Raw genomic sequence first — 23068 nt, 5'->3', positions numbered from 1 at the left:
GTCAGATCGCTGAGCCGAGTTGGAAGATCGGCAGGTACATGGCCACGACCAGCCCGCCGACGATCACCCCGAGTACCACCATGACGAAAGGCTCCATCAGGCTGGTGAGGTTGTCGACCATGTTATCCACTTCTTCCTCGTAGAACCCGGCTACCTTGTCGAGCATATCGTCCAGGGCGCCGGACTCTTCGCCGATGGCGGTCATCTGCACGGCCATGTTCGGAAAAGCCCCACTGGTGCGCATCGAGAAATTCAGCTGCATGCCGGTGGCCACGTCCTGGCGAATGCGCAGCACCGCACGCTTGAACACCACGTTGCCGGTGGCTCCGGCGACCGAGTCCAGCGCTTCGACCAGCGGCACGCCGGCGGCAAACGTGGTCGACAGGGTCCGGGCAAAACGGGCGACGGCGGACTTGTACATCATGGTGCCCACCAGTGGCAGTTTCAGCAGCCAGGCATCACGTCGGTCACGCAGGGCCTGGGATTTCTTCAAGGCATGGCGGGTGCCGAAAAACGCCACGATCAGCACACCCAGAATCGCCCACCACCATTGCTGCATGAACTCCGACAGGCCGATGACCATCAAGGTAAACGCCGGCAGTTCGGCACCGAAGCCGGAAAATACCGACTGGAACTGCGGCACCACTTTTACCAGCAGAATGCCGGTGACGACCGCCGCCACCAGAATCACGGCGGTGGGATAGGTCATGGCTTTCTTGATCTTGGCCTTGAGGCTTTCGCTCTTCTCCTTGTAGGTCGCCACGCGCTCGAGCAGGGTGTCGAGAGCACCGGATTGCTCGCCGGCATCGACCAGGTTGCAGTACAACTCGTCGAAGTATTGCGGCTTCTTGCGCAGGGCCGCGGCGAAGCTGTTACCGGCGGCGACCTCCTGTTTCACCTCGTCCACCAGTTTGCGCATCGCCGGATTTTCAAAGCCTTCGCCGATGATGTCGAACGACTGCAGCAATGGCACGCCGGCCTTCATCATGGTCGCCATCTGCCGGGTGAAGAGGGCGATGTCCAGCGGCTTGATGCGTTTGCCGAAGTTCAGCAGCGACGCGGATTTCTTGCGTACCTTGCCGGGGTTGATGCCCTGCTTGCGCAACTGGGCCTTGATCAGCGCGGGGTTTTGCCCGCTCAGTTCGCCGCTGATCCGGCTGCCTTTCTTGTCGGTTCCTTCCCAGGCGTAGACGCTGATTTTCGCTGCCTTGACGGCCATGTTCAGTCCTTGGTGACCCGGTTGATTTCTTCAAGGCTGGTGATGCCTTGCATGGCCTTGATCAAGCCCGAAGTGCGCAGATCGTTGAAGCCGTCCAGGCGCATCTGGCTGTCGATTTCCAGTGAGTTGCCCTCGGCCATGATCAGCCGCTGCAGTTCGGGAGTGTTCCTGACCACTTCATAGATACCGGTGCGGCCCTTGTAGCCGCCGTTGCATTGATCGCAACCGACGGGCTCATAGATCGTGAAACTGCCGATGCGTTCCTCGGGGAAGCCTTCCTTGAGCAGGGTTTCGCGGGGAATCTCGATGGCTTTCTTGCAGTGGCCGCAGAGTTTGCGCGCCAGACGCTGGGCGATGATCAGGCTGACCGACGTGGCAATGTTGAAGCCGGGAATGCCCATGTTGTGCAAGCGGGTCAGCGTTTCCGCTGCGCTGTTGGTATGCAGCGTGGACAGTACAAGGTGACCGGTCTGCGCCGCCTTGATGGCGATTTCCGCCGTCTCCAGATCGCGGATCTCGCCGACCATGATCACGTCCGGGTCCTGACGCAGGAACGAGCGCAGGGCCTGGGCGAAATCCAGCCCCTGCTTCGGATTGACGTTGACCTGGTTGATACCTTCCATGTTGATTTCCACCGGGTCTTCGGCGGTGGAGATATTGATGTCGACGGTATTGAGGATGTTCAGCCCGGTGTACAGCGACACGGTCTTGCCGGAACCGGTGGGGCCGGTGACCAGAATCATGCCTTGCGGCTGCTTCAGGGCGGCCAGGTACAGCTCTTTCTGCTCCGGCTCGTAGCCGAGGGCGTCGATGCCGATCTGCGCGCTGGAAGGGTCGAGGATCCGAATTACCACTTTCTCGCCCCACAGGGTCGGCAGGGTGTTGACCCGGAAGTCGATCGACTTGGTTTTCGACAGGCGCATCTTCAGGCGTCCGTCCTGAGGCTTGCGCCGTTCCGAAATGTCGAGGCTGGCCATGACCTTCAGGCGTGCGGCGATGCGTCCGGCCAGTTGAATCGGCGGTTTGGCCACCTCACGCAGGATGCCGTCGGTACGTACCCGCACCCGGTAGTTTTTCTCGTAAGGCTCGAAGTGCAGGTCGGAAGAGCCGCTCTTGATTGCGTCCAGCAGCATCTTGTGGACGAAGCGCACCACCGGCGCGTCGTCGGCATCCAGCACGCCGATGGCGTCCTGCTTGCTGTCGTCGACGGATTCGACGTCCAGTCCGTCGAGGTCGACATCGGCCATGTCTTCCAGGCCGGAGGCGTGGGTGTCGAAGAATTTCTCGATGGCATCGGTGAGCTTATCGTCCTCCACCAGAATGGCTTCGGTGGTCAGCCCGGTGCTGAACTGAATGTCGTTGATTGCCTGATGATTGCTCGGGTCGGAAATCCCCACGAACAGTTTGTTGCCGCGCCGCCACAGGGGCAGGGCATGATGCTGGCGGACCAGTTTTTCGCTGACCAGGCCCTTGGGCTGGGTTTCCTTGTCCAGGCAATTGAGGTCGAGGAACGCCATGCCGAAGTGCTCCGAGGCGATTTCGGCAACCTGCGAACTCTTCACCAGTTTGTTCTGTACCAGATAGCTGACCAGCGACAGGCGATTGCGCTGGGCTTGCTGCCAGGCTTGTTGGGCGCTTTTTTCCGTGAGCAGTTCGGCCTGTACCAATTGCTTGGCCAGACCGCTCAGAGCGATGTCATTCATGGGAATCCCGGATGCAGACAGTTCATGACTTATAGCCTAGTCAAGTGACAGCGCCAAACCGCCTCGGTGCAGGTGACAAAAAGTGTCAGATAGTGCGGTTACAGGTTGTAGGAAACACCGCGATAGCGTGATCGCGCCCAGCCTGCGCGGGTGCGGGCGCCTTGGCACGGGCTGTGCTGAGTCCTGTGCAGATCATGAGATTCCGACTCATGCATGGAGCGTGTCTATGAAAAAACAACAAGGTTTCACTCTGATCGAGCTGCTGATTGTCGTGGCGATCATCGGCATCCTGGCCACCATCGCCTTGCCGCAGTATTCCAAGTATCAGGCACGGTCGAAGGTGACGGCGGGGCTGGCGGAAATCAGTGCGATGAAGGTGCCGTTCGAGGACACCATCAATCAAGGTACCGCTCCGGATATAAACTCTGTGAACGGCGGTACAACCACCACCTCCAACTGTACGGTGCAGGTTACAGGTACAGCGGCGACGGGGGCGGGCAGCATCTCCTGCACGCTGCTCAACGCTCCGGGGCCGGTACTGGGCAAAACTGTCACGCTCACTCGTTCGGGCGCTGCTACCGGTAATACCTCTGGTGTGTGGACCTGTGCCACTACTGTTAACCCGGATTATTCGCCAAAAGGCTGTACCGCCAGCGGTACGTGATGGCGAGCGTGTGACGACCGAATGCCCTGCCACGCAGGGCATTTTTATTTATCCGGTGAAAATAGAAGTTTCAATAGTTTCAGCATCTTAGGAACTTTTCCAAAAGCTGCAACTTGCATGTGAATATTCCCCGAGTCATGCATTTTGCATGATTTCGAAATTTCCTGTTAAGTTTAAGTTATTGATTTATATGTAATTTTTGTTTTACAGAAAGTTGGCACAGCGTTCGCAATATCTTCGGTAACCCTGCTGACAAGACACGCAGCAGACTTTCCAGAAAAACAGGAGTTACTCGTATGAAGAAGTTCGCTATCACTGCCGCTGCTGCTACCGCGCTGACCCTGACCATGGCCACCGGCGCATTCGCACAATCCACCCAGGCGACCCAGGCTCCAATGACTCTGGCTGCCGGTGAAATGACCAAGGCGAAAGAAGCCACTTCCGACACCTGGATCACCACCAAAGTCAAAAGCGACCTGGTGACCGAAAAAGGCATTCCTGGCACTGACATCAAAGTAGAAACCAACAAAGGCGTAGTGTCTCTGTCCTCCACCGTTGCAGTGACAGAAGCACAGAAAAAAATGGCCATAGACATCACCAAGAAAATCAAAGGCGTCAAAGCGGTTTCCGCTGACGGCCTGAAAGCCGAGTAAGGCAAGACTTCTCGCCTGGACCGGGAGAAGACGCGACAGGCGGGCCGAGCAATACGTCTGCCGCACTTTAGAGTTCATGCGAACGGCCACAAGGATTGTGGCCATTACAGGCCCCGGCATTCATGTCGGGGCCTGTTCTATTTCAAGGGCTGGAAAAGTGCAGAGAAGTCAGTCGCCGCGCTTGCTGTTGATCTGCCGCAGCCGATTGCCTTCGAAGCGCAAGTATTGATACATGCCGTTGCTCGGGCCGTAGGTCCATTCCTCGACTTGAAACTCTTCACGTCGATTGGCGCTGCGTTTGTAGCCCAGTACGTCGCGGCTGACCGGTTCACCGCATTTCTGCAGCACCTCGCTGGCGCGGTCACCGAGGCTGACCAACTGGCTGCCACAGCGCAAGGTATCGGATGCCGAAGCGTGGCTGGCGACGAGCGCCAGCGCCATTGCGGCCAGCCATTGACTGTTCATCACTCGGCGTCCAGATGCATTTGTGTCACCACGCGACCGTCGCTTTCGGCTTCGCCAAGATTGGCGTCGATGAAGTACACACGGTCGTCGGCCAACTGGCCCTTGTCCACCAGGTAATCCTTGATGCTGCTGGCACGGTCCTGACCGAGCTGGCGTAGCAGCACATCGCTGGAACTCCAGAACTTGATTACCTCGGCGCGCATTTTCGCCGTGCGTTCTTCCTTGCCCAGGTCTTTCCATTCAGCCGGTGGCTGGGTTTTCAGACGGGTACGGTAGATGCCTTCGAGCAGAGGGCCTTTTTCGTTATCCGGCACCTGAATCAGCGAAGCCTGAGCCGGCACTTTATCGCCACGGCGCTGGAGCATCTTGTAGTAGTTGTACTGGTATTCGCGTTCCAGACGCTGCTCGGCAAGCAGCGGGCCGTCGCTGCTTTGTGCGGCGGTGCCTTCGATTTCCAGACGCAGGGACGGACGCTCCTTCAAGGCCTGGGACAATTTGACCAGCGCCGCTTCGGCGTCCTTGTTCAGTTCGCTGGAGCCCGGCGCGAAGGACACGGTGCCCAGATCTTCCGATCCGCCACCGCTGACCAGACCGCCAATCAGCTTGAACGGTGCGGCGGCGGCTTTGACGATCAGGTTGCGCAGGGTCTGCCAGACAATCGGCATCACGCTGAATTGCGGGTTGTTCAGGTCGCCGGTGACCGGCAGCTCGATGGAAATCTTGCCGTCCACGTCCTTGAGCAGCGCAATCGCCAGTTTCAGCGGCAGGCTTACGGCATCCGGGCTGTCGACTTTCTCACCCAGTTGCAGTTGCTCGACCACCACTTTGTTCTCGGCCTTGAGCTGGCCCTTGGTGATGAGGTAGTGCAGGTCGAGATTGAGCCGGCCCTTGCGGATCCGGTAACCGGCAAACTTGCCGGAGTAGGGGGTCAGGGTGGTCAGTTCGACCCGTTTGAAACTGGTGGCGATGTCGAGGCTGGCCATCGGGTCGAACGGGTTGACCGCGCCTTTGATGGTCACCGGCGCATAACGGTCAACCTTGCCCTTGACATCGACGCTGGCAGGTTTCGCCTGCCGACTGTCGATGGTGCCGATCTGGCCGTTGAGCTGCTGGATCGCGGTGGCGAAGTTCGGGGTCAGGCTGAAGTCGGCGAAGTTGGCCGAACCGTCATTGATCACGATACCGCCGATGTGAATGCCCAGCGGTTTCGAGTTGCCGGCGGGTTTTGCCGCTGCGGTTTTCGTTCCGGAATCGGCAGGCTGCGGGATCAGCAAATCATCGATGTTGGTGGTGCGGTCATCGTTGATCATGAAGCGCGCATACGGCTGGAACAGGTTGATCCTGTCGATCGACAGGCTGTCACCGTGCTGATAATTCAGGCCTTCGACCACCACTTGCTGCCACTTGAGGAAGTCCCGGGTCTTCAGGGTGTCGAGGGTGTGCAACTGATCGACCTGAGCGCGACCAGTGACGCTGAGTGCCAGCGGCTCGGTGCTTTTCAGGTTTACTTTCAGGTCGCTGCCGAGCATGCCGCTGCGCAGTTCCAGACGAATGAACGGGTTGATGTAGGACTGGGCGACGCGCAGGTCGATGTCCTGGGTTTTCACGTTGAGCTGGGCGGTGACCGGCGCCAGGTTGACCACGCCATCGGCGTTGATCTTGCCTTGCTTGCCCAGGCCTGCGTCGAGTTTGACGTTGAAGGGGGAGCCGTTGAGGCTGTCGAAATTCTGCAGATCGACGTTCAGCGGCGTGACATCCAGTGTGACCTCGGGCTTCGCCGAGCGGTCCGCCAGGTGCACTTTGTAGTCACGCAGTTGCACGTCCTTGAGCAGCACTTGCCATGGCTTGCCCGGTGCGGTCGGTTCCGTCTTCGGCGAGTCGGCGGCGGCCGGAGTGCTTTTCGGTTCAGCTGCTGCTTTGGCGGCAGGTTTGGACGGCTGACTGGCGAACAGTTTCTGCCAGTCCAGTTGCCCGTCCGCCTCAAGGGCAGCCCAGGTTTCGAGTTTCTGGCTGCGGATCTTGCCGACCACCACTTGCTGCTTGGCCAGGTCCACGGTGGTTTCGCTGACGTCCAGGCGGTCGAGTTTTGCCAGCGGACGTCCGTCCGGTGCCTTGATCGCAAACGGCGCAACGCTGACCGCCACGTTGCTCAACAGCAGTTCGGTTTCCTTGGACAGGTTGAGTTTGTAATCGGTGCTGAGGCTGACCACGCCATTTTCCAGCACCAGCGGCACTGCGTCGCGCACGTAGGGCCAGAACGCTTTCATCTGGCCATCGGTGACCTTGAGCGTGCCTTCGGAGGCAATCGGGATCAGGCTGAAATTGCCTTTCCAGTCGATCTGCCCGCCAGCCGGGCCGATGGCGACCAGAGTCATGTCGGCGTTGTCTTCAGGCAGGGTGCTGAGGTTGTTCAATTCGAAATCGAGTTTGTCGTAGAGAAACTCGATCGGCTCGCTCGGGCGTGCATCCTCGAAATGTACGTTGCCGCCGGCCAGTTTGATCCGGTCGATACGCAGCGGAAACGGCTTGGCATTCGGATCGGCCGGCGTCGGTTCGCTGGCCGGCAGTTTGAACAGACCGAGCAGATTGAGTTTGCCGTCCTTGGCGAACAGGATTTCGGTCTTCGGTTTGTCCAGTTCGATGTCGGACAGGTGCAGGGCTTTTGTCCACAGGCTGTCGAGTTGCAGGTTGGCGTACAGGCGTTCGAAACCGACCTGTTCCTTGCCCGGCTCGCCGATGACCAGGCCCCAAAGAGTGACTTCGAGGCTGAACGGATTGAGTTCGATACGCTGAATGTGCGCAGGCACCGTAGCGTAGTTGGCCAGTTGCTGGTTGGCCACTCGCAGCGCGATGCCCGGCAAAATCAGAAACCCCAGCAGGCTGTAGAGGGCCAGAGCAGTCAACAGGGCGCCAATCGCGCGAATCAATCCTTTGGGCATGTGCGGCTTCATCTGTCTGAATCGGAGTGCCTTGGAGTATGGCACGCGATTCCGGTTCCGAAGTACATCGCACGAGACAGGATTGTTCAGATTTGTCTGCAATGTCTGTAGGAGCTGCCGAAGGCGGCTCCTGCCGGGGGGAAATTCAGAGCTGGAGAATCAGGGTCTTGAGCGGCGGCTGTCCGTCCAGTGAGGGGAAATCCCGGCCCGGGGTCATCACGCTCCATTCGCGCACCGGGCGCCCGGCTTTCTCGGCGCAGCGCAGCACCTGTTCGCGCCAGTCGTCCATGCTGACTTTTGCCAGGTTGTTGCAGCAGATCAGCACGCCGTTTTCGGCGGTGGTCAGGAGAGCTGGCTTGAGCAGGCTCTGATAATCGCGAAGCAGGTCGACGGTGCCGAACGCACTTTTGGCCCACGCAGGTGGATCGAGCAATACCAAGTCGTACTGACGCTGTTCGAGGCGCTGATAGCTCGGCAGTTTCTGCCCGCGACGCTGACTGATCGGCAGGCCGGCCAACTGGCGGATCGCCGGGAAGTAATCGGACTGGATGAACTCCATGGTCGGCAGCTGCGGATTGAGCAAACCGTTCTCACGGCCGACTGCCAGGTTGCCTTCGGCGAAGTCCAGGTTGCACACCTCACGCGCACCGCCGGCGGCCGCACTGAGGCCGACGCCGCAGGTGTAGGCGAACAGGTTGAGCACGCTTTTGCCCTTGGCGTGATCCTTGACCCAGCCGCGAGTGTTGCGCAGGTCGAGGAACAGCAGCGGATCCTGGCCGGCATGGCGTCCGCGCACGCGGTAGTTCAGGCCCCATTCGTGGCCGACCAGATCAACCAGCGCGGCGTCGTCGGCGCGGTACACCCTGTCTTCACGATCGATGCGCGAGTTGCCACGGGAGCGGTCGTTGTAGACCAGCAGGGTTTGCAAGCCCAGCGTTTCGTTCACTGTGGCGTGCAGTTGCAGCAGGTCGGCGAGTTCCAGCGTCTGGTGGAAGCTCTGCACCATCAACTGCGGCCCGTAACGGTCGACGGTCAGGCCGCCGGCGCCTTCCTGGCTGCCGTGGAACAGGCGATAGCAGTCGGTGCCCTGGCGATGCAGCTCGGCGAGCAGATCCTGGCGTTGATCGAGGGCGGCGCGCAGCGCCTGATTCAGGGAAGACATGCTTGCGCCTTGCTGGAGGGAATCGGGGCGCGGGAGTTTAGCAGCTACTGAGCTTCATCTCAGCCCCATCCGCCGTTGGGCCCGTTGCACCGAACCATTGCGCATCGCCCAGCGCAGCATCGGCGCGCTGCGTTTGACGCTGGCGCGGATCAAATGGCGTTGCAGCGGGTTCTGACGGGCATCCAGCATGTCGCTGGCCCAGTCCGGCAGCAGGTCGATGCCGGCCTTCATCATCAGATCGCCAAACGGCCGCGCCAGAACGCTTGGCGCTGGCGCTTCGAGCAACAGGCGCAAGACTTCGCGGCTACGATCGTCGCATAGCAACTGCGGACGCATGCGTTGCAGGTAATCGGCCACGGCCTGGCGCGACTTCGGTACATCCCGGGCGCCCAGGCGTTCAGCGACCACGGCGATTTCCGCGTAGTAACGATCCTGATCCTTCAGTGACAAGTGCGGGTTGCGATAACGCAAATGGGCGGCGAGAAAATTGCTGACTTCGGCCACGTGCACCCAAGTCAGCAGATCCGGATCGCTGGCCGCATAGGGCCGGCCATCCGGCGCGGTGCCGGCGACTTGCAGGTGAATGGTGCGGACCTTTTCGATCAGCCATTCGGCGTCCCGTTTTGAGCCGAACGTAGTGCCGGAGACAAACTGGCTGGTACGGCGCAAGCGGCCAAGCATGTCCTGGCGAAAATTCGAGTGGTCCCAGACGCCGGCCAGTGCCAATGGGTGCAGGGCTTGCAGCAACAAGGCACTGATGCCGCCGATCAACATGCTGCTGAAGTCGCCGTGCACTTGCCAACTGATCGAGTCCGGGCCGAACAGGCCGGGATCGCCCTTGGGGTTTTCCAGATCGAGCTGGCCGAGGGACAGACCGGTCAGGCTCATGAGTTGGTTTTCGATACGGCTGCGGATGAATTCCATGGCAACTCAGTGGTGAAGGGCGGCGCGGCCGGTTGACCGCGCCCGTGATTCTACTGGTTAAGGCGCTTGTCGATCAGCCCCTGCACCACGCTCGGATCGGCCAGGGTCGAGGTATCGCCAAGACTGTCGAGCTCGTTGCAGGCGATCTTGCGCAGGATCCGTCGCATGATCTTGCCCGAGCGGGTTTTCGGCAGGGCCGGGGCCCACTGGATCAGGTCCGGTTTGGCGAAGCTGCCGATCTCCTTGCTGACGTGGGCCAGCAATTCCTTCTTCAGCTCATCGTTGGGTTCGGCGCCGTTCATGGGCGTGACGAAGGCATAGATGCCCTGGCCTTTTACGTCGTGGGGGTAACCGACCACGGCGGCTTCGGCGATGCTGTCGTGCAACACCAGCGCGCTTTCGACCTCGGCGGTACCGATGCGGTGGCCGGAGACATTGATCACGTCATCGATGCGCCCGGTGATCCAGTAATCGCCGTCCTCGTCGCGGCGGGCGCCGTCGCCGGTGAAGTAGTAGCCGGGGTAGGGTTTGAAGTAGGTGTCGACCATGCGCTGCGGATCGCCGTAGACGCTGCGGATCTGCGCCGGCCAGCTCGACTTGATCGCCAGCACGCCGCTGCCGGCGCCCTTGATTTCCTTGCCATGCTCGTCGAGCAGCACCGGTTGCACGCCAAACATCGGTTGGGTGGCGCAGCCCGGTTTGATCCGCTGGGCACTGACCAGCGGGCTGAGCATGATGCCGCCGGTTTCGGTCTGCCACCACGTATCGACTATCGGGCAGCGTTGTTCGCCGACCACGTTGAAATACCATTCCCACGCTTCGGGGTTGATCGGCTCACCGACGCTGCCGAGCAATCTGAGGCTCTGTCGCGACGTTTCCTGCAAGGGGCCAGCACCTTCGCGCATCAGTGCGCGCAGGGCCGTGGGGGCGGTATAGAAGATGTTGACCTTATGTTTGTCGATCACCTGCCAGAACCGCGAAGTGCTCGGGTAACTCGGTACGCCTTCGAAGATCAGTGTGGTCGCACCGTTGGCCAGCGGGCCGTAGACGATGTAACTGTGGCCGGTGACCCAGCCAACGTCGGCGGTACACCAGAACACTTCGCCTTCGCGGTAGTCGAGCACGTACTTGAAGGTCATCGCCGCTTGCAGCAGGTAACCGCCGGTGCTGTGCAGCACGCCCTTGGGTTTGCCGGTGCTGCCAGAGGTGTAGAGGATGAACAGCGGGTCTTCGGCGTCCATCGGTTCCGGCGGGCAATCGTCGCTGACATCGCGCACGGCCTGGTGATACCAGAGGTCGCGGCCTTCGGTCCAGTCGACCTTGTTCTGGGTGTGTTCGACGACCACGACAGTGCTGACCTTGGGACAGCTTTGCAGGGCCTTGTCGACGTTTTTTTTCAACGGCACGAACTTGCCACCGCGCACGCCTTCGTCGGCGGTGATCACGGTGCGGCAGTCGGCGTCGAGGATGCGGTCGCGCAGCGAGTCCGGGGAGAAACCGCCGAACACCACCGAGTGAATCGCGCCGATCCTTGCGCAGGCGAGCATGGCGTAAGCCGCCTCGGGGATCATCGGCATGTAGATACACACCCGATCGCCTTTCTTCACGCCACGGCTTTTCAGCACATTGGCCAGACGGCAGACGTGGTGATGGAGTTTGTTGTAGGTGATTTGCGTCGATTCGGCAGGGTCATCGCCTTCCCAGAGGATAGCGGTCTGATCTCCGCGCTTTTCCAAGTGACGGTCAATGCAGTTGTAGCTGACGTTCAGTTTCGCCCCTGCAAACCAGGAAGCCTCGCCGGTTTTCAGGTCATAGCGCTGGACGGTCTGCCACGGTGTGCTCCAGTCGAGGAAACGCGTGGCCTGTTCCGCCCAGAAGGTGCTGGGGTGTTCAATGGATTCGCGGTACAGGCGATGGTAGTCGTCCTGACTCAACTGGGCAGCCCGGCGGACGGCATCGGCTTTGGGGAACGTGCTGATATCGAACATGACGGTTCCTTATTCTTGTTATGCGACAAGGATAAAGATGCGCCGAGAGCGGGGAGGGTTCAAGACCCGTAAACAAACACCCCCTCATGGCGAGGGGGTGTGTTCAGTGCAGGATCAGCCGCGGTGACGACCGCGGAAGTAGTTGATCAGGCCTTGGGTGGAAGCATCTTCAGCGGCGGTTTCTTCGCTGCCGACCAGGCGGTTGTACACGCCCTTGCCCAGTTCCTTGCCAAGTTCCACGCCCCACTGGTCGAAGGCGTTGATGCCCCAGACCACGCTTTGCACGAAGACTTTGTGTTCGTACATCGCCACCAGTGCGCCAAGACGACGCGGGCTGATGCGTTCGACCACGATGGTGTTGCTCGGACGGTTGCCCGGGATCACCTTGTGCGGTGCGAGTTTCTGCACCTGGTCTTCGCTCATGCCCTTGTCGCGCAGTTCGGTCTCGGCTTCGCTCAGGGTCTTGCCGAGCATCAGCGCCTGGCTCTGGGACAGGCAGTTGGCGTACAACCACTGATGGTGGTCAGACACCGGGTTGAAGCTGACGATTGGCACGATGAAGTCGGCCGGGATCAGTTGGGTGCCTTGGTGCAGCAACTGGTGGTAAGCATGCTGACCGTTGCAACCTACGCCACCCCAGATCACCGGACCGGTATCGGTCGACACCGGAGTGCCGTCCTGACGCACGCTCTTGCCGTTGGATTCCATGTCCAGCTGTTGCAAGTGCTTGGTGATGTTGCGCAGGTAGTGGTCGTACGGCAGGATCGCGTGGCTTTGCGCGCCCCAGAAGTTGCCGTACCACACGCCGAGCAGGGCCAGCAGTACCGGCATGTTCTGTTCGAACGGCGCGCTCTGGAAATGCTGGTCCATGGTGTAGGCACCGGACAGCAGTTCCTTGAAGTTGGACATACCGATGGCCAGGGCAATCGGCAGACCGATGGCTGACCACAGCGAGTAGCGGCCGCCGACCCAGTCCCACATCGGGAAGATGTTTTCTTCGCGGATACCGAAGGCCACGGCTGCCGCGTTGTTGCTCGAAACGGCGATGAAGTGACGGTACAGCTCGGCTTCCGAACCGCCCTGAGCCAGGTACCAGGCACGCGCGGCCTGAGCATTTTTCAGGGTTTCGAGGGTGTTGAACGACTTCGAGGACACAATGAACAGCGTGGTCTCGGCGCGCAGTTTTTGTGTCAGCTCGTGGAATTCGCTGCCGTCGATGTTCGCCAGGTAATGGCAGCGTACGCCTTTCTGGGCGTAGGACAGCAAGGCTTCGGAGACCAGCTCCGGGCCGAGGAACGAACCACCGATGCCGATGTTGACCACGTCAGTGATCGGCTTCTCGGTGTAACCGCGCCACAGACCGTCATGGATCTTGCCGACCAGATCGGTGATCTGGTTCAACACCTTGTGTACTTCTGGCATCACGTTGACGCCATTGACCGACAGCTTGTCGCCCACCGGGCGACGCAGGGCGGTGTGCAGCGCCGGGCGGCCTTCGGAGGAGTTGACGATTTCGCCGTCGAACAGCGCCTTGATCGCGCCCTTGAGATCGACTTCGTTGGCCAGACCCACCAGCAGGTTGCGGGTCTCGGCGTTGATCAGATTCTTCGAATAATCGAGAAACAGTCCGCAGCTGCTGAGGGAGAACTGATTGAAGCGCTGCGGATCGGCGTTGAAGGCTTCGCGCATGCTGAAATCCTGCATGGCTTGGCGGTGGTCTTTCAACGCCTGCCAGGCAGGCAGAGCGGTAACGTCATGAGGAGTGCGGTAGTACGCCATCGCTGCGGTTTTCCTTTTTACTTGAACGGCCTTTTGAACACTGAAAAGACCTCCCCGCCATGTTTGGGCGAGGGGGCAACTGCGTCGACACGATTACACTGGCGCAGGGCGAATACAGTAAACCTAGCGCTGCAATCTGTCTTGGCTTCTTCTGACCTGTTACCTGTACTTTTTTAACATCGATAACAGCAGACGCCGACAGACGGCGGGTAATACGAGCAAGTCCCTGCTTTTCGCGCGCAGTGGATCGGCGGGCAGTTTGCCCGATGGTCAGGTGCCCGGCAATACGGTCTGGAAGGGGATGTAACACGAATGTGGGGGGCGAGCAGGCTCGCTCCCTCATTCTGATGTTGCGGGGTTCAGGCGGGGGTATCGAGGTTCAGGTGCAGGTTGTCGATCAACCGCGTGGTGCCGAGGAACGCGGCGACCAGAATCACCAGGTCACGATCTTCCGCGGTCGCCGGACGCAGGGTCAGGGCGTGGCGGATTTCCAGGTAATCCGGACGCAGGCCGGCGGCTTCCAGCTGTTGCCGCTGTGCCTGGATCAAGGCCGGAAAATCGCGTTCACCCTGCTTGATCGACTCGGCAATGCTGCTCAAGGCGCGATAGACCACGGGCGCCACGGCGCGTTGTTCCTCGCTGAGGAAACCGTTGCGCGAGGACAGTGCCAGGCCGTCGGCGGCACGCACGGTCGGCTCGCCGATGATCTGGATCGGCATGTTCAGGTCATGCACCAGCGCACGGATTACCGCCAGTTGCTGGTAGTCCTTCTGGCCGAAGATCGCCAGATCCGGCTGGACCATGTTGAACAGTTTGCTGACCACGGTCGCCACGCCTTCGAAATGCCCCGGACGGCTGGCGCCGCACAGGCCTTCGGACAAGTGCGGAACGCTGACCCGCGTCTGCCCGGCCATGCCGTCGGGGTACATCTCTTCGACGGTCGGCGCGAACAGCAGGGAACAGCCGGCTTCCAGCAGTTTTTCCTGATCAGCCGCCAGGGTGCGCGGGTATTTGTCGAGGTCTTCGCCAGCGCCGAACTGCAGCGGGTTGACGAAAATGCTCGCGACCACGAAGTCCACTCGCTGTTTGGCCTTGGTGATCAGTGCGATGTGGCCGCTGTGCAGGTTGCCCATGGTCGGCACGAAGCCGATGCGCTTGCCTTCACTGCGCGCGCGCGCCACGGCAGCGCGCAGTTCACGTACGGTTTTGACGGTGTTCATGCAGAGAATCCGTGTTCGATCCCAGGGAAAGTGGCGGCTTTGACTTCGTTCACATAAGCCTTCAGTGCGGACTGGATGCTGTCCTGGCCCTGCATGAAGTTCTTGACGAATTTCGGTACGCGGCCGCTGATCGACAGGCCGAGCATGTCGTGCAGCACCAGGACCTGACCGTCGGTGTCGGTGCCGGCGCCGATGCCGATCACCGGGATTTTCACCGCCTGGGTGATTTCGGCAGCCAGTTCGCTCGGCACGCATTCCAGCAGCAGCATGGCCGCGCCGGCCTGCTCCAGGGAGATCGCGTCGGCGCGCATCTGGCGTGCCTGGTTTTCGTTGCGACCCTGCACTTTATAGCCACCGAGAATGTTCACGGCTTGCGGGGTCAGGCCCATGTGAGCGCAGACCGGTACACCGCGTTCGGCCAGCAGGCGGATCGATTCCGCCAGCCACAGTGCGCCTTCGACCTTGACCATGTGCGCGCCGGCCTGCATCAGCATGGCGCTGTTGGTCATGGTTTGTTCAAGGGTGGCGTTGGCCATGAACGGCAGGTCGGCCAGGATCAGGGCGTCGGTGTTGCCGCGCTTGACGCAGGCGGTGTGGTAGGCCATTTCCGCAATGGTCACCGGCAGGGTGCTGTCGTGACCTTGCAGGACCATGCCGAGGGAGTCGCCCACCAGCAGCACTTCGACACCGGCCTCGTTGCAGGCGTGGGCGAAGGTCGCGTCATAGCAGGTCAGCATGGTGATCTTTTCACCTTTCTGCTTGAGGCTCTGGAGCGTGGTCAGGGTGATGGCTGGCATGTAAGAAATCCTCGTTCAGGCGCTTTGGAAACTACTGCGAGTAACGCGCGTGATTCGTCATCTATTCAGGCGCACGTTCTTTTGTCGTGCTTATAAGGCCTGGATTGCGCCCTTGTATGCCGGGTTGGCGGCAGCGGGACGCCTATAGTCGTGATGAGGCCTCAGGAAGTCAATTGCATGTGTTACCGCATTGTTACGACGCTAGTGTTACCGGCGTTACTGATGCGATTCAGCGGGCCGGCGGGCCTGATCCGCGGTTTTTTGTCCTACAAGAACGCAAAATGCGGGAGCAGGTTTGCTCCCGCTTCAGCGGTTTATGTCAGGCATGGGAGAGGCGTTCGAGGCCGACGAACGGGCAGGCTGCGAGAAGATCGGCGAGAGTGCGGCCATCGGCCAGGCGCAGATCTTCGGGGGCCAGTTCGGCCAGGGGATACAAGACGAACGCGCGTTCCTGCATGTGGTAATGCGGGACTTTGAGGCGCGGCTCATCGATCAGACGGTCACCGAACAGCAGGATGTCCAGGTCCAGCGTACGCGGGCCCCAGCGCTCCAGGCGTTCGCGACCCTGGCCGTTTTCGATTGCCTGCAAGGCATCGAGCAGATCCAGCGGAGCGAGCGCGCTGTCGAGTGCGGCGACCGCGTTGGTATAACGCGGTTGGCCCGGCAGCAGCGAGTCGCTTTGGTAGAAGGCAGATACGCCGGCCAGTGCGCTGTCCGGCAATTGCCCCAGCGCATCGACCGCGCTGCGCAGTTGTTCGGCCGGGTCAGCCAGGTTGCTGCCCATGCCGATGTAGATGCGTTCCATGCCTTATTCGCCCGTAGCGCTCGGTGCGCCGGCGCGTTTGCGCTTGGAACCGCTGCTGCGGCGACGCTTGCGCGGCGCACCGGCACCGTCATCCTTGCCGCTGAGGTCGCGGATCATGTCGCGACGTTCGCTGTCGTTGGCGTCCTGGTAATCGGTCCACCATTCGCCCAGGCCATCGGTTTGCTCGCCGGCGCTTTCACGCAGCAGCAGGAAGTCGTAGCCGGCGCGGAAACGCGGATTGTCCAGCAACAGGTCGGCGCGTTTGCCGCTGCGGCGCGGCAGGCGTTCCTGCATGTCCCAGATCTCGCGGATCGGCATGGTGAAACGTTTTGGAATCGCAATGCGCTGGCACTGCTCGGCAATCAGCTCGTGGGCGGCTTCCTGCATCGCCGGAATCGGCGGCATGCCACGTTCCTGCAGGCGCAATACGCGGGCTGGCAGGGCTGGCCACAGCAACGCGGCAAACAGGAACGCCGGGGTCACCGGTTTGTTCTGCTTGATCCGCAGGTCGGTGTTGGTCAGCGCTTCGCTGATCAGCGTGTGGGTGTATTCCGGGTTGTATTCCAGCGCATCGGCGCTGGCCGGGAACAACGGCGCGAACAGTTGCAGGTCGACCAGCATCTCGAAGGTGATGGCGCCATGGCCGGAGAGGAACAGCTTGAGCACCTCCTCGAACAGGCGAGCCGACGGAATCTCGCGCAGCATCGGGGCCAGGTCGCGGATCGGCTGAACGGTGTGCTTTTCGATGCCGAAGTTGAGCTTGGCGGCGAAGCGCACGGCCCGCAGCATTCGTACCGGGTCTTCCTGATAACGCTGTTTCGGGTCGCCGATCAGACGGATCAGTTGATTGCGGATGTCGTGTACGCCATTTGCGTAATCGAGGATGCGTTCGCTGACCGGGTCGTAATACAGGGCGTTGATGGTGAAGTCGCGGCGTTGCGCGTCTTCTTCCAGGGTGCCGTAAACGTTATCGCGCAGAATGCGCCCGCTCTCGTTGCGCGAAGACTGATTGCTGTCTTCGTCGTCTTCGTTTTGCGGGTGATTGGCGCGGAAGGTCGCGACTTCAATGATTTCGCGACCGAAATGGATGTGCACCAGCTTGAAGCGGCGGCCGATGATCCGCGCATTGCGGAATTCGGCGCGAACCTGCTCGGGGGTGGCGCTGGTGGCGACGTCGAAGTCTTTGGGCGTGATACCCAGCAGCATGTCTCGCACGCAGCCGCCAACCAGGTAAGCCTGATAGCCGGCGCCCTGCAGACGTTCGACGATGTTGACCGCGTATCGGCTGAATTGCGCCTTTTGCAGCGAATGTTGGCCGCTGTTGAGGACTTCAGGCGTGCTACGGATGTGTTGCGTACGACGCAGGGGAGTTCGGAATGACTGGAACAGCTTCTTCAGCATGGGATGCACTGTTTGAAGGAATGTTCGGCCATACCAGAGAATGACCGCATGATGGGCGGGGATTCTAGCATTTAGTCGAGGGATGGTGTAGGACGCTGCCGATTTGCGCTGCGGGCCGCAGGCTAGAGGGGGGAAGATGCATCAGAAGGGAGGATTTCCGGAAGGGAGAAACTACAAGGGGAGCCGAAGCTCCCCAAGAAGTAGTTGCGTGCTCTTTTTATTATTGATTCGGGCTTCTTGTTTTTGTTGAGTGCCCTCGCCATGAAGCTTTTCCTTCATGACCCTCCCAATCGGGAGCCAAGAGCAAACGGATTGCTTTGGTCGCTGAATTGCAGTGATCTCTCGATCCAACCAGTACAGGCTCTGTCTTAAGACAGTTTTTGTTGTTCTCGGCCTGGTCGTGGGGCAAGCCCCAAATACAACGCCTCTCCAAAAGAATCAGTTAGCTGCGCCTCTCGCCGTCTTGTTTTTATTGTGCGTGAGTCGATTCGTCTTATTTTTATTGTCTTGTGCATTGCTTGTTATTGTTCTTGTACCAAACATATAGCAGGTGCCGTGCCAACTTTTGCGAACCCCAATAAAACAAGGGGTTAGATCGATATAACCGTTTTTGCAGGGCGAAAAAAAGCCGGGGTTTCGTTACCGATAACCCCGGCTTCTGTTACGTGAAAAAACTGAGGTAACAGTTTTTTCACATCTTCAACGGTAACCCGCACACTTGACAGGTAACGTTCAGCTCTCGCTGGTGACCCCGGTCTTGCGCCGTGGAATGCCCAGACGCTGACGGCGTTCCCACAGACATTTGCGGCTGACGCCCAGTTTGCGCGCCAGTTCGGTCTCGGTCATGTGGTCCTGATGCTCGAGCACGAAGTGCTGGAAGTAGTCTTCCAGCGACAGATCTTCGGTCGGCTCGTGGCTGCTGTTGCTGGCGTTACCGGCCGGTTGCGTCGGCAGACCGATGAACTCGTCGTCCTCCAGATCCCCCAGCTCGATGTCGATGCCCAGCAGGTCGGCAGAAATTTCCGGGCTTTCGCTCAGGATGACGGCGCGCTCGACGGCGTTTTCCAGCTCCCGCACGTTGCCCGGCCAGGAATAGTGCCGGATTGCCTGTTCGGCATCAGCGGCAAATTTCAGATCGGTGCGATTGATGCGTGCGCTCTGACGAGCGAGGAACGCATTGGCGATTTCGTTGACGTCTGCACCACGCTCGCGCAGGGCCGGCAGTTTCAACGCGATCACGTGGAGGCGGTAGTACAAGTCCTCACGGAACTGGCCGATTTTCGCCAGGCTCTTGAGGTCACGGTGGGTCGCGGCGATCAGGCGGACATCGACCTTCTGCGACTGCACCGAGCCAACCCGGCGAATTTCGCCTTCCTGCAATACACGCAGCAGGCGGGCCTGTGCTTCCAGTGGCAATTCGCCGATCTCGTCGAGGAACAGCGTGCCGCCGTCTGCTGCTTCCACCAGGCCGGCGCGACCGGCGCTGGCGCCGGTGAATGCGCCTTTCTCGTGACCGAACAGTTCGGACTCTATCAGGCTTTCCGGAATGGCAGCGCAGTTCACCGAGATCATCGGGGCCTTGGCGCGTTTCGAAAGGTTGTGCAGGGCGCGGGCCACCAGTTCTTTACCGGTTCCGGACTCGCCCTGGATCAGGACATTGGAATCGGTTGGAGCGACTTTGCGGATCTTGCCGTAAAGGTCCTGCATCGGAGGGCAGGAGCCGATGATGCCGATCTCGCCATTGCTGTTGTCGACGGCGGATTTGCCGTTACCGTTGGCCGTTTTGCCGGTAACAACTTCGCCGGCAACTGGCGCCGACTGACGATCACGCAGGATCCGCGCGACGGCCTGAAGCATCTCGTCATGGTCGAAAGGCTTGGCGATGTAGTCCACCGCGCCCATCTTCATTGAGTCGACCGCCGAGCGCAGGCTGGCGTAGCTGGTCATGATCAGCACCGGCGTGCCCTGGCCGAGCTTGATCAGCTCGGTGCCCGGAGCACCCGGCAGACGCAGGTCGCTGACGATCAGATCGAAAGTGGGAATACTGAAGCGTTCTTGTGCTTCCTGCACTGAACCGGCTTCGCTGACCTGGTACTGGTTGCGTTCCAGCAGGCGGCGCAAGGCGGAGCGGATAATGGTTTCGTCTTCGACGATCAAAATGTGCGGCATTGATTCGATACTCTCGACGGTCTCAGTTCACAGCGGACGTCGCTTCGACATGACGCGGCAATGTCACCCGGATACGGGTGCCGCGCTGGCTCTGAACATCAGCCGGGCTGTCGATGGTGATTTGTCCATAATGCTCTTCAACGATGGAATAGACCAGTGCAAGGCCCAGACCGGTACCTTCGCCAGGATCCTTGGTGGTGAAGAAGGGTTCGAACAATCGGTCCATGATGTTCTTCGGAATACCGCTGCCTTCGTCCTCCACGATCAGATCGACCGTGTGTTCGCCGGCTTCGCTCTTGACCCGGACCGCACTGCCGGCAGGCGAGGCGTCACGGGCGTTGGAGAGCAAGTTGATCAAGACTTGGGCGAGCCGCTGCGGGTCGCCTTCGACCCAGTGGTCGGGGTCGCACAGGTTATAGAACTGGACTTCGAAGTTGCGCCGGTTCAGCGCGAGCAGGCCGATGGCATCCTGGGCCACTTCCGCCAGACAGACGGGTTCGTCGCTGTGCTGATGGCTGCCGGCATGGGCGAAGCTCATCAGCGACTGGACGATGCGCGACACGCGTTTGGTCTGCTCGAGGATCTGGCCGCTGATTTCCGTCAGTTCACCGTCGTCTTCACGTTCTTCGCGCAGGTTTTGCGCAAGACAGGCGATGCCGGTGATCGGGTTGCCGATTTCATGGGCCACGCCGGCTGCGAGACGGCCAATGCTGGCCAGACGCTCGGAGTGCACCAGTTTGTCTTCGAGCATCTGGGTCTCGGTCAGGTCCTCCACGAGCAATACGAGGCCACTGTTGCCCGGTGCCAATGGTTCATCAATGGCCGCTTTGTGCAGGTTCAGCCAGCGGGTCTGGCCGTCGAGAGCCAGATGCTGTTTGTGCAAGTGCTCGTCGGGCAAGTTTATGAAGCCTTGCAGCAATTCTTTCCACGGATTGGCTATGGTGCTCAAGCGCGAGCCGACGACCCGTTGCGCGGCAATTCCGGTCAGCTCTTCCATGGCCTTGTTCCACATCAGGATCTCCTGATCCTTGGCCAGCGAGCAGACGCCCATCGGCAGTTCCTGCAAGGTCTGGCGGTGGTAGCGGCGCAGGGCGTCGAGCTCGGCGGCCAGGCCGGTGAGGCGCGAGTGGTAATCCTCAAGGCGACTTTCAATGAAGTGGATGTCTTCTGTGACGTAGTTTTCACCGCCGGCCTTGTAGGGCAGGAAGGTTTCCACCATGTCCTGGGCTACGCTCGGGCCCATCAGGCCGGAGAGGTTGGCTTCGATTCGGTCGCGTAGTCGACGCAATGCGTAAGGGCGGCGTTCATCGAAAGGCAGATAAAGGTCGCGCAGGGCCTGTTCGACTTCCTTTTGCGCCGCTTTGGCGCCCAAAGGCTTGGCCAGTTGAGTGGCGAATTCTTGCGGTGAGGCTGCATGAAGTTCCCGGCGTTGCGGACGGCGCACGTTATCCACAGCGCAGGCTTCGGCCGCGCTGGCCTCTTCGGGGCTGGCATTGGTGAACAGCGAAATCAGCGTGAACATCAGGACGTTGGCCGCCAGCGAGGCGATGGCCGCCATGTGCCAACTGGTATCGTCCAGGACGTAGATCATGTTCAGCAGCGGAATATAGAAACCCTGCAGATTGCCGACCAGCGGCAACAGCATGGTCACGACCCACACCACAATCCCCGCCAGCAGACCGGCGATGAAACCGCGGCGATTGGCGGTCGGCCAGTACAGCACCGACAGCACGCCCGGCAGGAATTGCAGGGTCGCGACGAAGGCGACGATGCCGAGGTTGGCCAGATCCTGCTCGGCACCCAGCATCAGATAGAAGCAGAAACCGGCCATGATGATCGCGACGATCAGCGCCCGGCGGGTCCATTTCAACCAGCGATAGATATTGCCCTCGGCCGGTGGCTGATAGAGCGGCAGCACCAGATGGTTCAGGGCCATGCCCGACAGCGCCAGCGTGGTGACGATGATCAAGCCACTGGCCGCCGACAGACCGCCGACATAGGCCAGCAACGCCAGCGACTTGCTGTTGGCGGCAATGCCGATGCCAAGGGTGAAGTACTCCGGATTGGTGGTGGCGCCGAGTTTCAGGCCGGCCCAGAGAATCAGCGGTACTGCCAGGCTCATCAACAGCAGGAACAACGGCAGACCCCAACTCGCGCTCACCAGCGAACGCGGGTTGAGGTTTTCGGTGAACGTCATGTGATACATGTGCGGCATCACGATCGCCGAGGCGAAAAACACCAGCAGCAACGTGCGCCACGGGCCTTCCTGCAATGGGGTATGCAGGGCGGCGAGGGCGGTCTGGTTCTGCAGCAGCCACAGTTCAAGCTGTTGTGGACCATCGAAAACGCCGTACAAGGCATAGAGGCCGACGCCGCCGAGGGCGGCCAGTTTGATCACCGATTCGAAGGCGATCGCGAACACCAGCCCTTCGTGCTTTTCACGGGTGGCGATATGGCGCGAGCCGAAGAAGATCGTGAACAGGATGATCAGTGCGCAGAACGCCAGGGCCACGCGATTCTGCACCGGTTCGCCGGTGAGGATGCCGATGGAATCGGCCACGGCCTGGATCTGCAGGGCCAGCAACGGCAGTACGCCGATCAACATGAAAATCGTGGTCAGCGCACCGGCCCAGGTGCTGCGGAAACGGAAAGCGAACAAGTCCGCCAGCGATGACAGTTGATAGGTGCGGGTGATCTTCAGGATCGGATACAGCAGTACCGGCGCCAGCAGAAACGCACCGGACACCCCGAGATAGCTGGACAGAAAGCCGTAACCATATTGATAGGCCAGACCGACCGTGCCATAGAACGCCCACGCACTGGCGTAGACCCCCAGCGACAGGGTGTAAGTCAGCGGATGGCGAATGATCGCCCGGGGGATCATGCCCCGTTCACTGATCCATGCCACGCCGAACAGCGCGGCCAGGTAGGCAGCGCTGATCAGCAGCATCTGGGTCAGGCTAAAGCTCATCGGCATCTTTTTGGCTCTGCAGGATGAAGGTCACGACGATCAGGATCAGCCAGAGCAGATAAGGGCGATACCAGGCGCCCGTGGCGTCGATCCACCAATCCATGATGGCGGGAGAAAACAGGTAGATCCCCACGACCAGAAGCAGGACCAAGCGATAGATGTACATCTCGGCCTCTCTTTTTTATGCGCGTGCCCGAAAACGTGCGGCG

Annotated in this window: 17 protein-coding genes; 2 read left to right on the top strand and 15 right to left on the bottom strand. The window is 60.3% G+C overall.

Translation table 11 applies throughout. The features are described 5' to 3' along the window. Position 1: 1 nt before the first annotated feature. Positions 2–1219 (bottom strand): type II secretion system F family protein, encoded by a 1218-nt coding sequence (locus NH234_RS25480; protein WP_367254663.1) that lies wholly within the window; start codon positions 1217–1219, stop codon positions 2–4. A gap of 2 nt (positions 1220–1221) precedes the next feature. After that, positions 1222–2922, bottom strand: coding sequence for a type IV-A pilus assembly ATPase PilB (gene pilB / locus NH234_RS25475; protein ID WP_085732830.1), 1701 nt, complete (start codon positions 2920–2922; stop codon positions 1222–1224). A gap of 226 nt (positions 2923–3148) precedes the next feature. Between pilB and NH234_RS25470 the strand changes: the two genes are divergently transcribed. Further along, entirely contained in the window at positions 3149–3586 is a 438-nt protein-coding gene (locus tag NH234_RS25470; protein WP_367254661.1) for a pilin, read from the top strand. 296 nt (positions 3587–3882) lie between these two features. Further along, complete coding sequence (locus NH234_RS25465; RefSeq protein WP_085732828.1) at positions 3883–4239, top strand: BON domain-containing protein; 357 nt, start codon at positions 3883–3885, stop codon at positions 4237–4239. A 168-nt stretch (positions 4240–4407) separates the two neighbouring features. Here the strand turns inward: NH234_RS25465 and NH234_RS25460 are convergent, their stop codons facing one another. From NH234_RS25460 to NH234_RS25400, 13 genes are all read right to left on the bottom strand, one after another. Continuing rightward, positions 4408–4704, bottom strand: coding sequence for a DUF2845 domain-containing protein (locus tag NH234_RS25460; protein ID WP_085732827.1), 297 nt, complete (start codon positions 4702–4704; stop codon positions 4408–4410). Beyond that, complete coding sequence (locus NH234_RS25455; RefSeq protein WP_367254659.1) at positions 4704–7655, bottom strand: DUF748 domain-containing protein; 2952 nt, start codon at positions 7653–7655, stop codon at positions 4704–4706. The genes NH234_RS25460 and NH234_RS25455 overlap by 1 nt, the downstream gene beginning before the upstream one ends. A 133-nt stretch (positions 7656–7788) precedes the next feature. Next, positions 7789–8805 carry a class I SAM-dependent methyltransferase gene (locus NH234_RS25450; protein ID WP_085732825.1) on the bottom strand — a complete coding sequence of 339 codons (1017 nt, stop codon included), beginning with the start codon at positions 8803–8805 and terminating at the stop codon, positions 7789–7791. 54 nt (positions 8806–8859) lie between these two features. Then, complete coding sequence (locus tag NH234_RS25445; protein WP_367254657.1) at positions 8860–9729, bottom strand: oxygenase MpaB family protein; 870 nt, start codon at positions 9727–9729, stop codon at positions 8860–8862. 50 nt (positions 9730–9779) lie between these two features. Next, positions 9780–11717 carry an acetate--CoA ligase gene (acs, locus tag NH234_RS25440; protein ID WP_367254655.1) on the bottom strand — a complete coding sequence of 646 codons (1938 nt, stop codon included), beginning with the start codon at positions 11715–11717 and terminating at the stop codon, positions 9780–9782. A 114-nt stretch (positions 11718–11831) separates the two neighbouring features. Then, on the bottom strand, positions 11832–13496 hold the full coding sequence (pgi, locus tag NH234_RS25435) for a glucose-6-phosphate isomerase (protein ID WP_085732822.1): 1665 nt from the start codon (positions 13494–13496) through the stop codon (positions 11832–11834). Positions 13497–13855: 359 nt separating this feature from the next. After that, entirely contained in the window at positions 13856–14716 is an 861-nt protein-coding gene (panC, locus tag NH234_RS25430; RefSeq protein WP_085732821.1) for a pantoate--beta-alanine ligase, read from the bottom strand. Continuing rightward, positions 14713–15513: a 3-methyl-2-oxobutanoate hydroxymethyltransferase gene (panB, locus tag NH234_RS25425; RefSeq protein ID WP_085712154.1), complete on the bottom strand. Its 801-nt coding sequence runs from the start codon at positions 15511–15513 to the stop codon at positions 14713–14715. The genes panC and panB overlap by 4 nt, the downstream gene beginning before the upstream one ends. Positions 15514–15832: 319 nt before the next feature. After that, positions 15833–16318, bottom strand: coding sequence for a 2-amino-4-hydroxy-6-hydroxymethyldihydropteridine diphosphokinase (folK, locus tag NH234_RS25420; RefSeq protein WP_085732820.1), 486 nt, complete (start codon positions 16316–16318; stop codon positions 15833–15835). Between the two features lie 3 nt (positions 16319–16321). After that, positions 16322–17719: a polynucleotide adenylyltransferase PcnB gene (locus NH234_RS25415; protein WP_085732819.1), complete on the bottom strand. Its 1398-nt coding sequence runs from the start codon at positions 17717–17719 to the stop codon at positions 16322–16324. Positions 17720–18451: 732 nt separating this feature from the next. After that, positions 18452–19888 carry a sigma-54 dependent transcriptional regulator gene (locus NH234_RS25410; protein WP_085732818.1) on the bottom strand — a complete coding sequence of 479 codons (1437 nt, stop codon included), beginning with the start codon at positions 19886–19888 and terminating at the stop codon, positions 18452–18454. Positions 19889–19910: 22 nt separating this feature from the next. Continuing rightward, a complete protein-coding gene (locus tag NH234_RS25405; RefSeq protein ID WP_170929636.1) occupies positions 19911–22865 on the bottom strand; it encodes a sensor histidine kinase in 2955 nt (984 codons plus the stop codon). Then, complete coding sequence (locus NH234_RS25400; RefSeq protein ID WP_003176118.1) at positions 22849–23025, bottom strand: hypothetical protein; 177 nt, start codon at positions 23023–23025, stop codon at positions 22849–22851. Before NH234_RS25400 ends, NH234_RS25405 begins: the two co-directional genes overlap by 17 nt. Between the last annotated feature and the right edge of the window lie 43 nt (positions 23026–23068).

It is taken from the genome of Pseudomonas sp. stari2 (genome assembly GCF_040760005.1).
Lineage (GTDB): Bacteria > Pseudomonadota > Gammaproteobacteria > Pseudomonadales > Pseudomonadaceae > Aquipseudomonas.
Note: the sequence above shows the minus strand (reverse complement) of the source record. Positions and strands in the feature narration are given on the sequence as shown.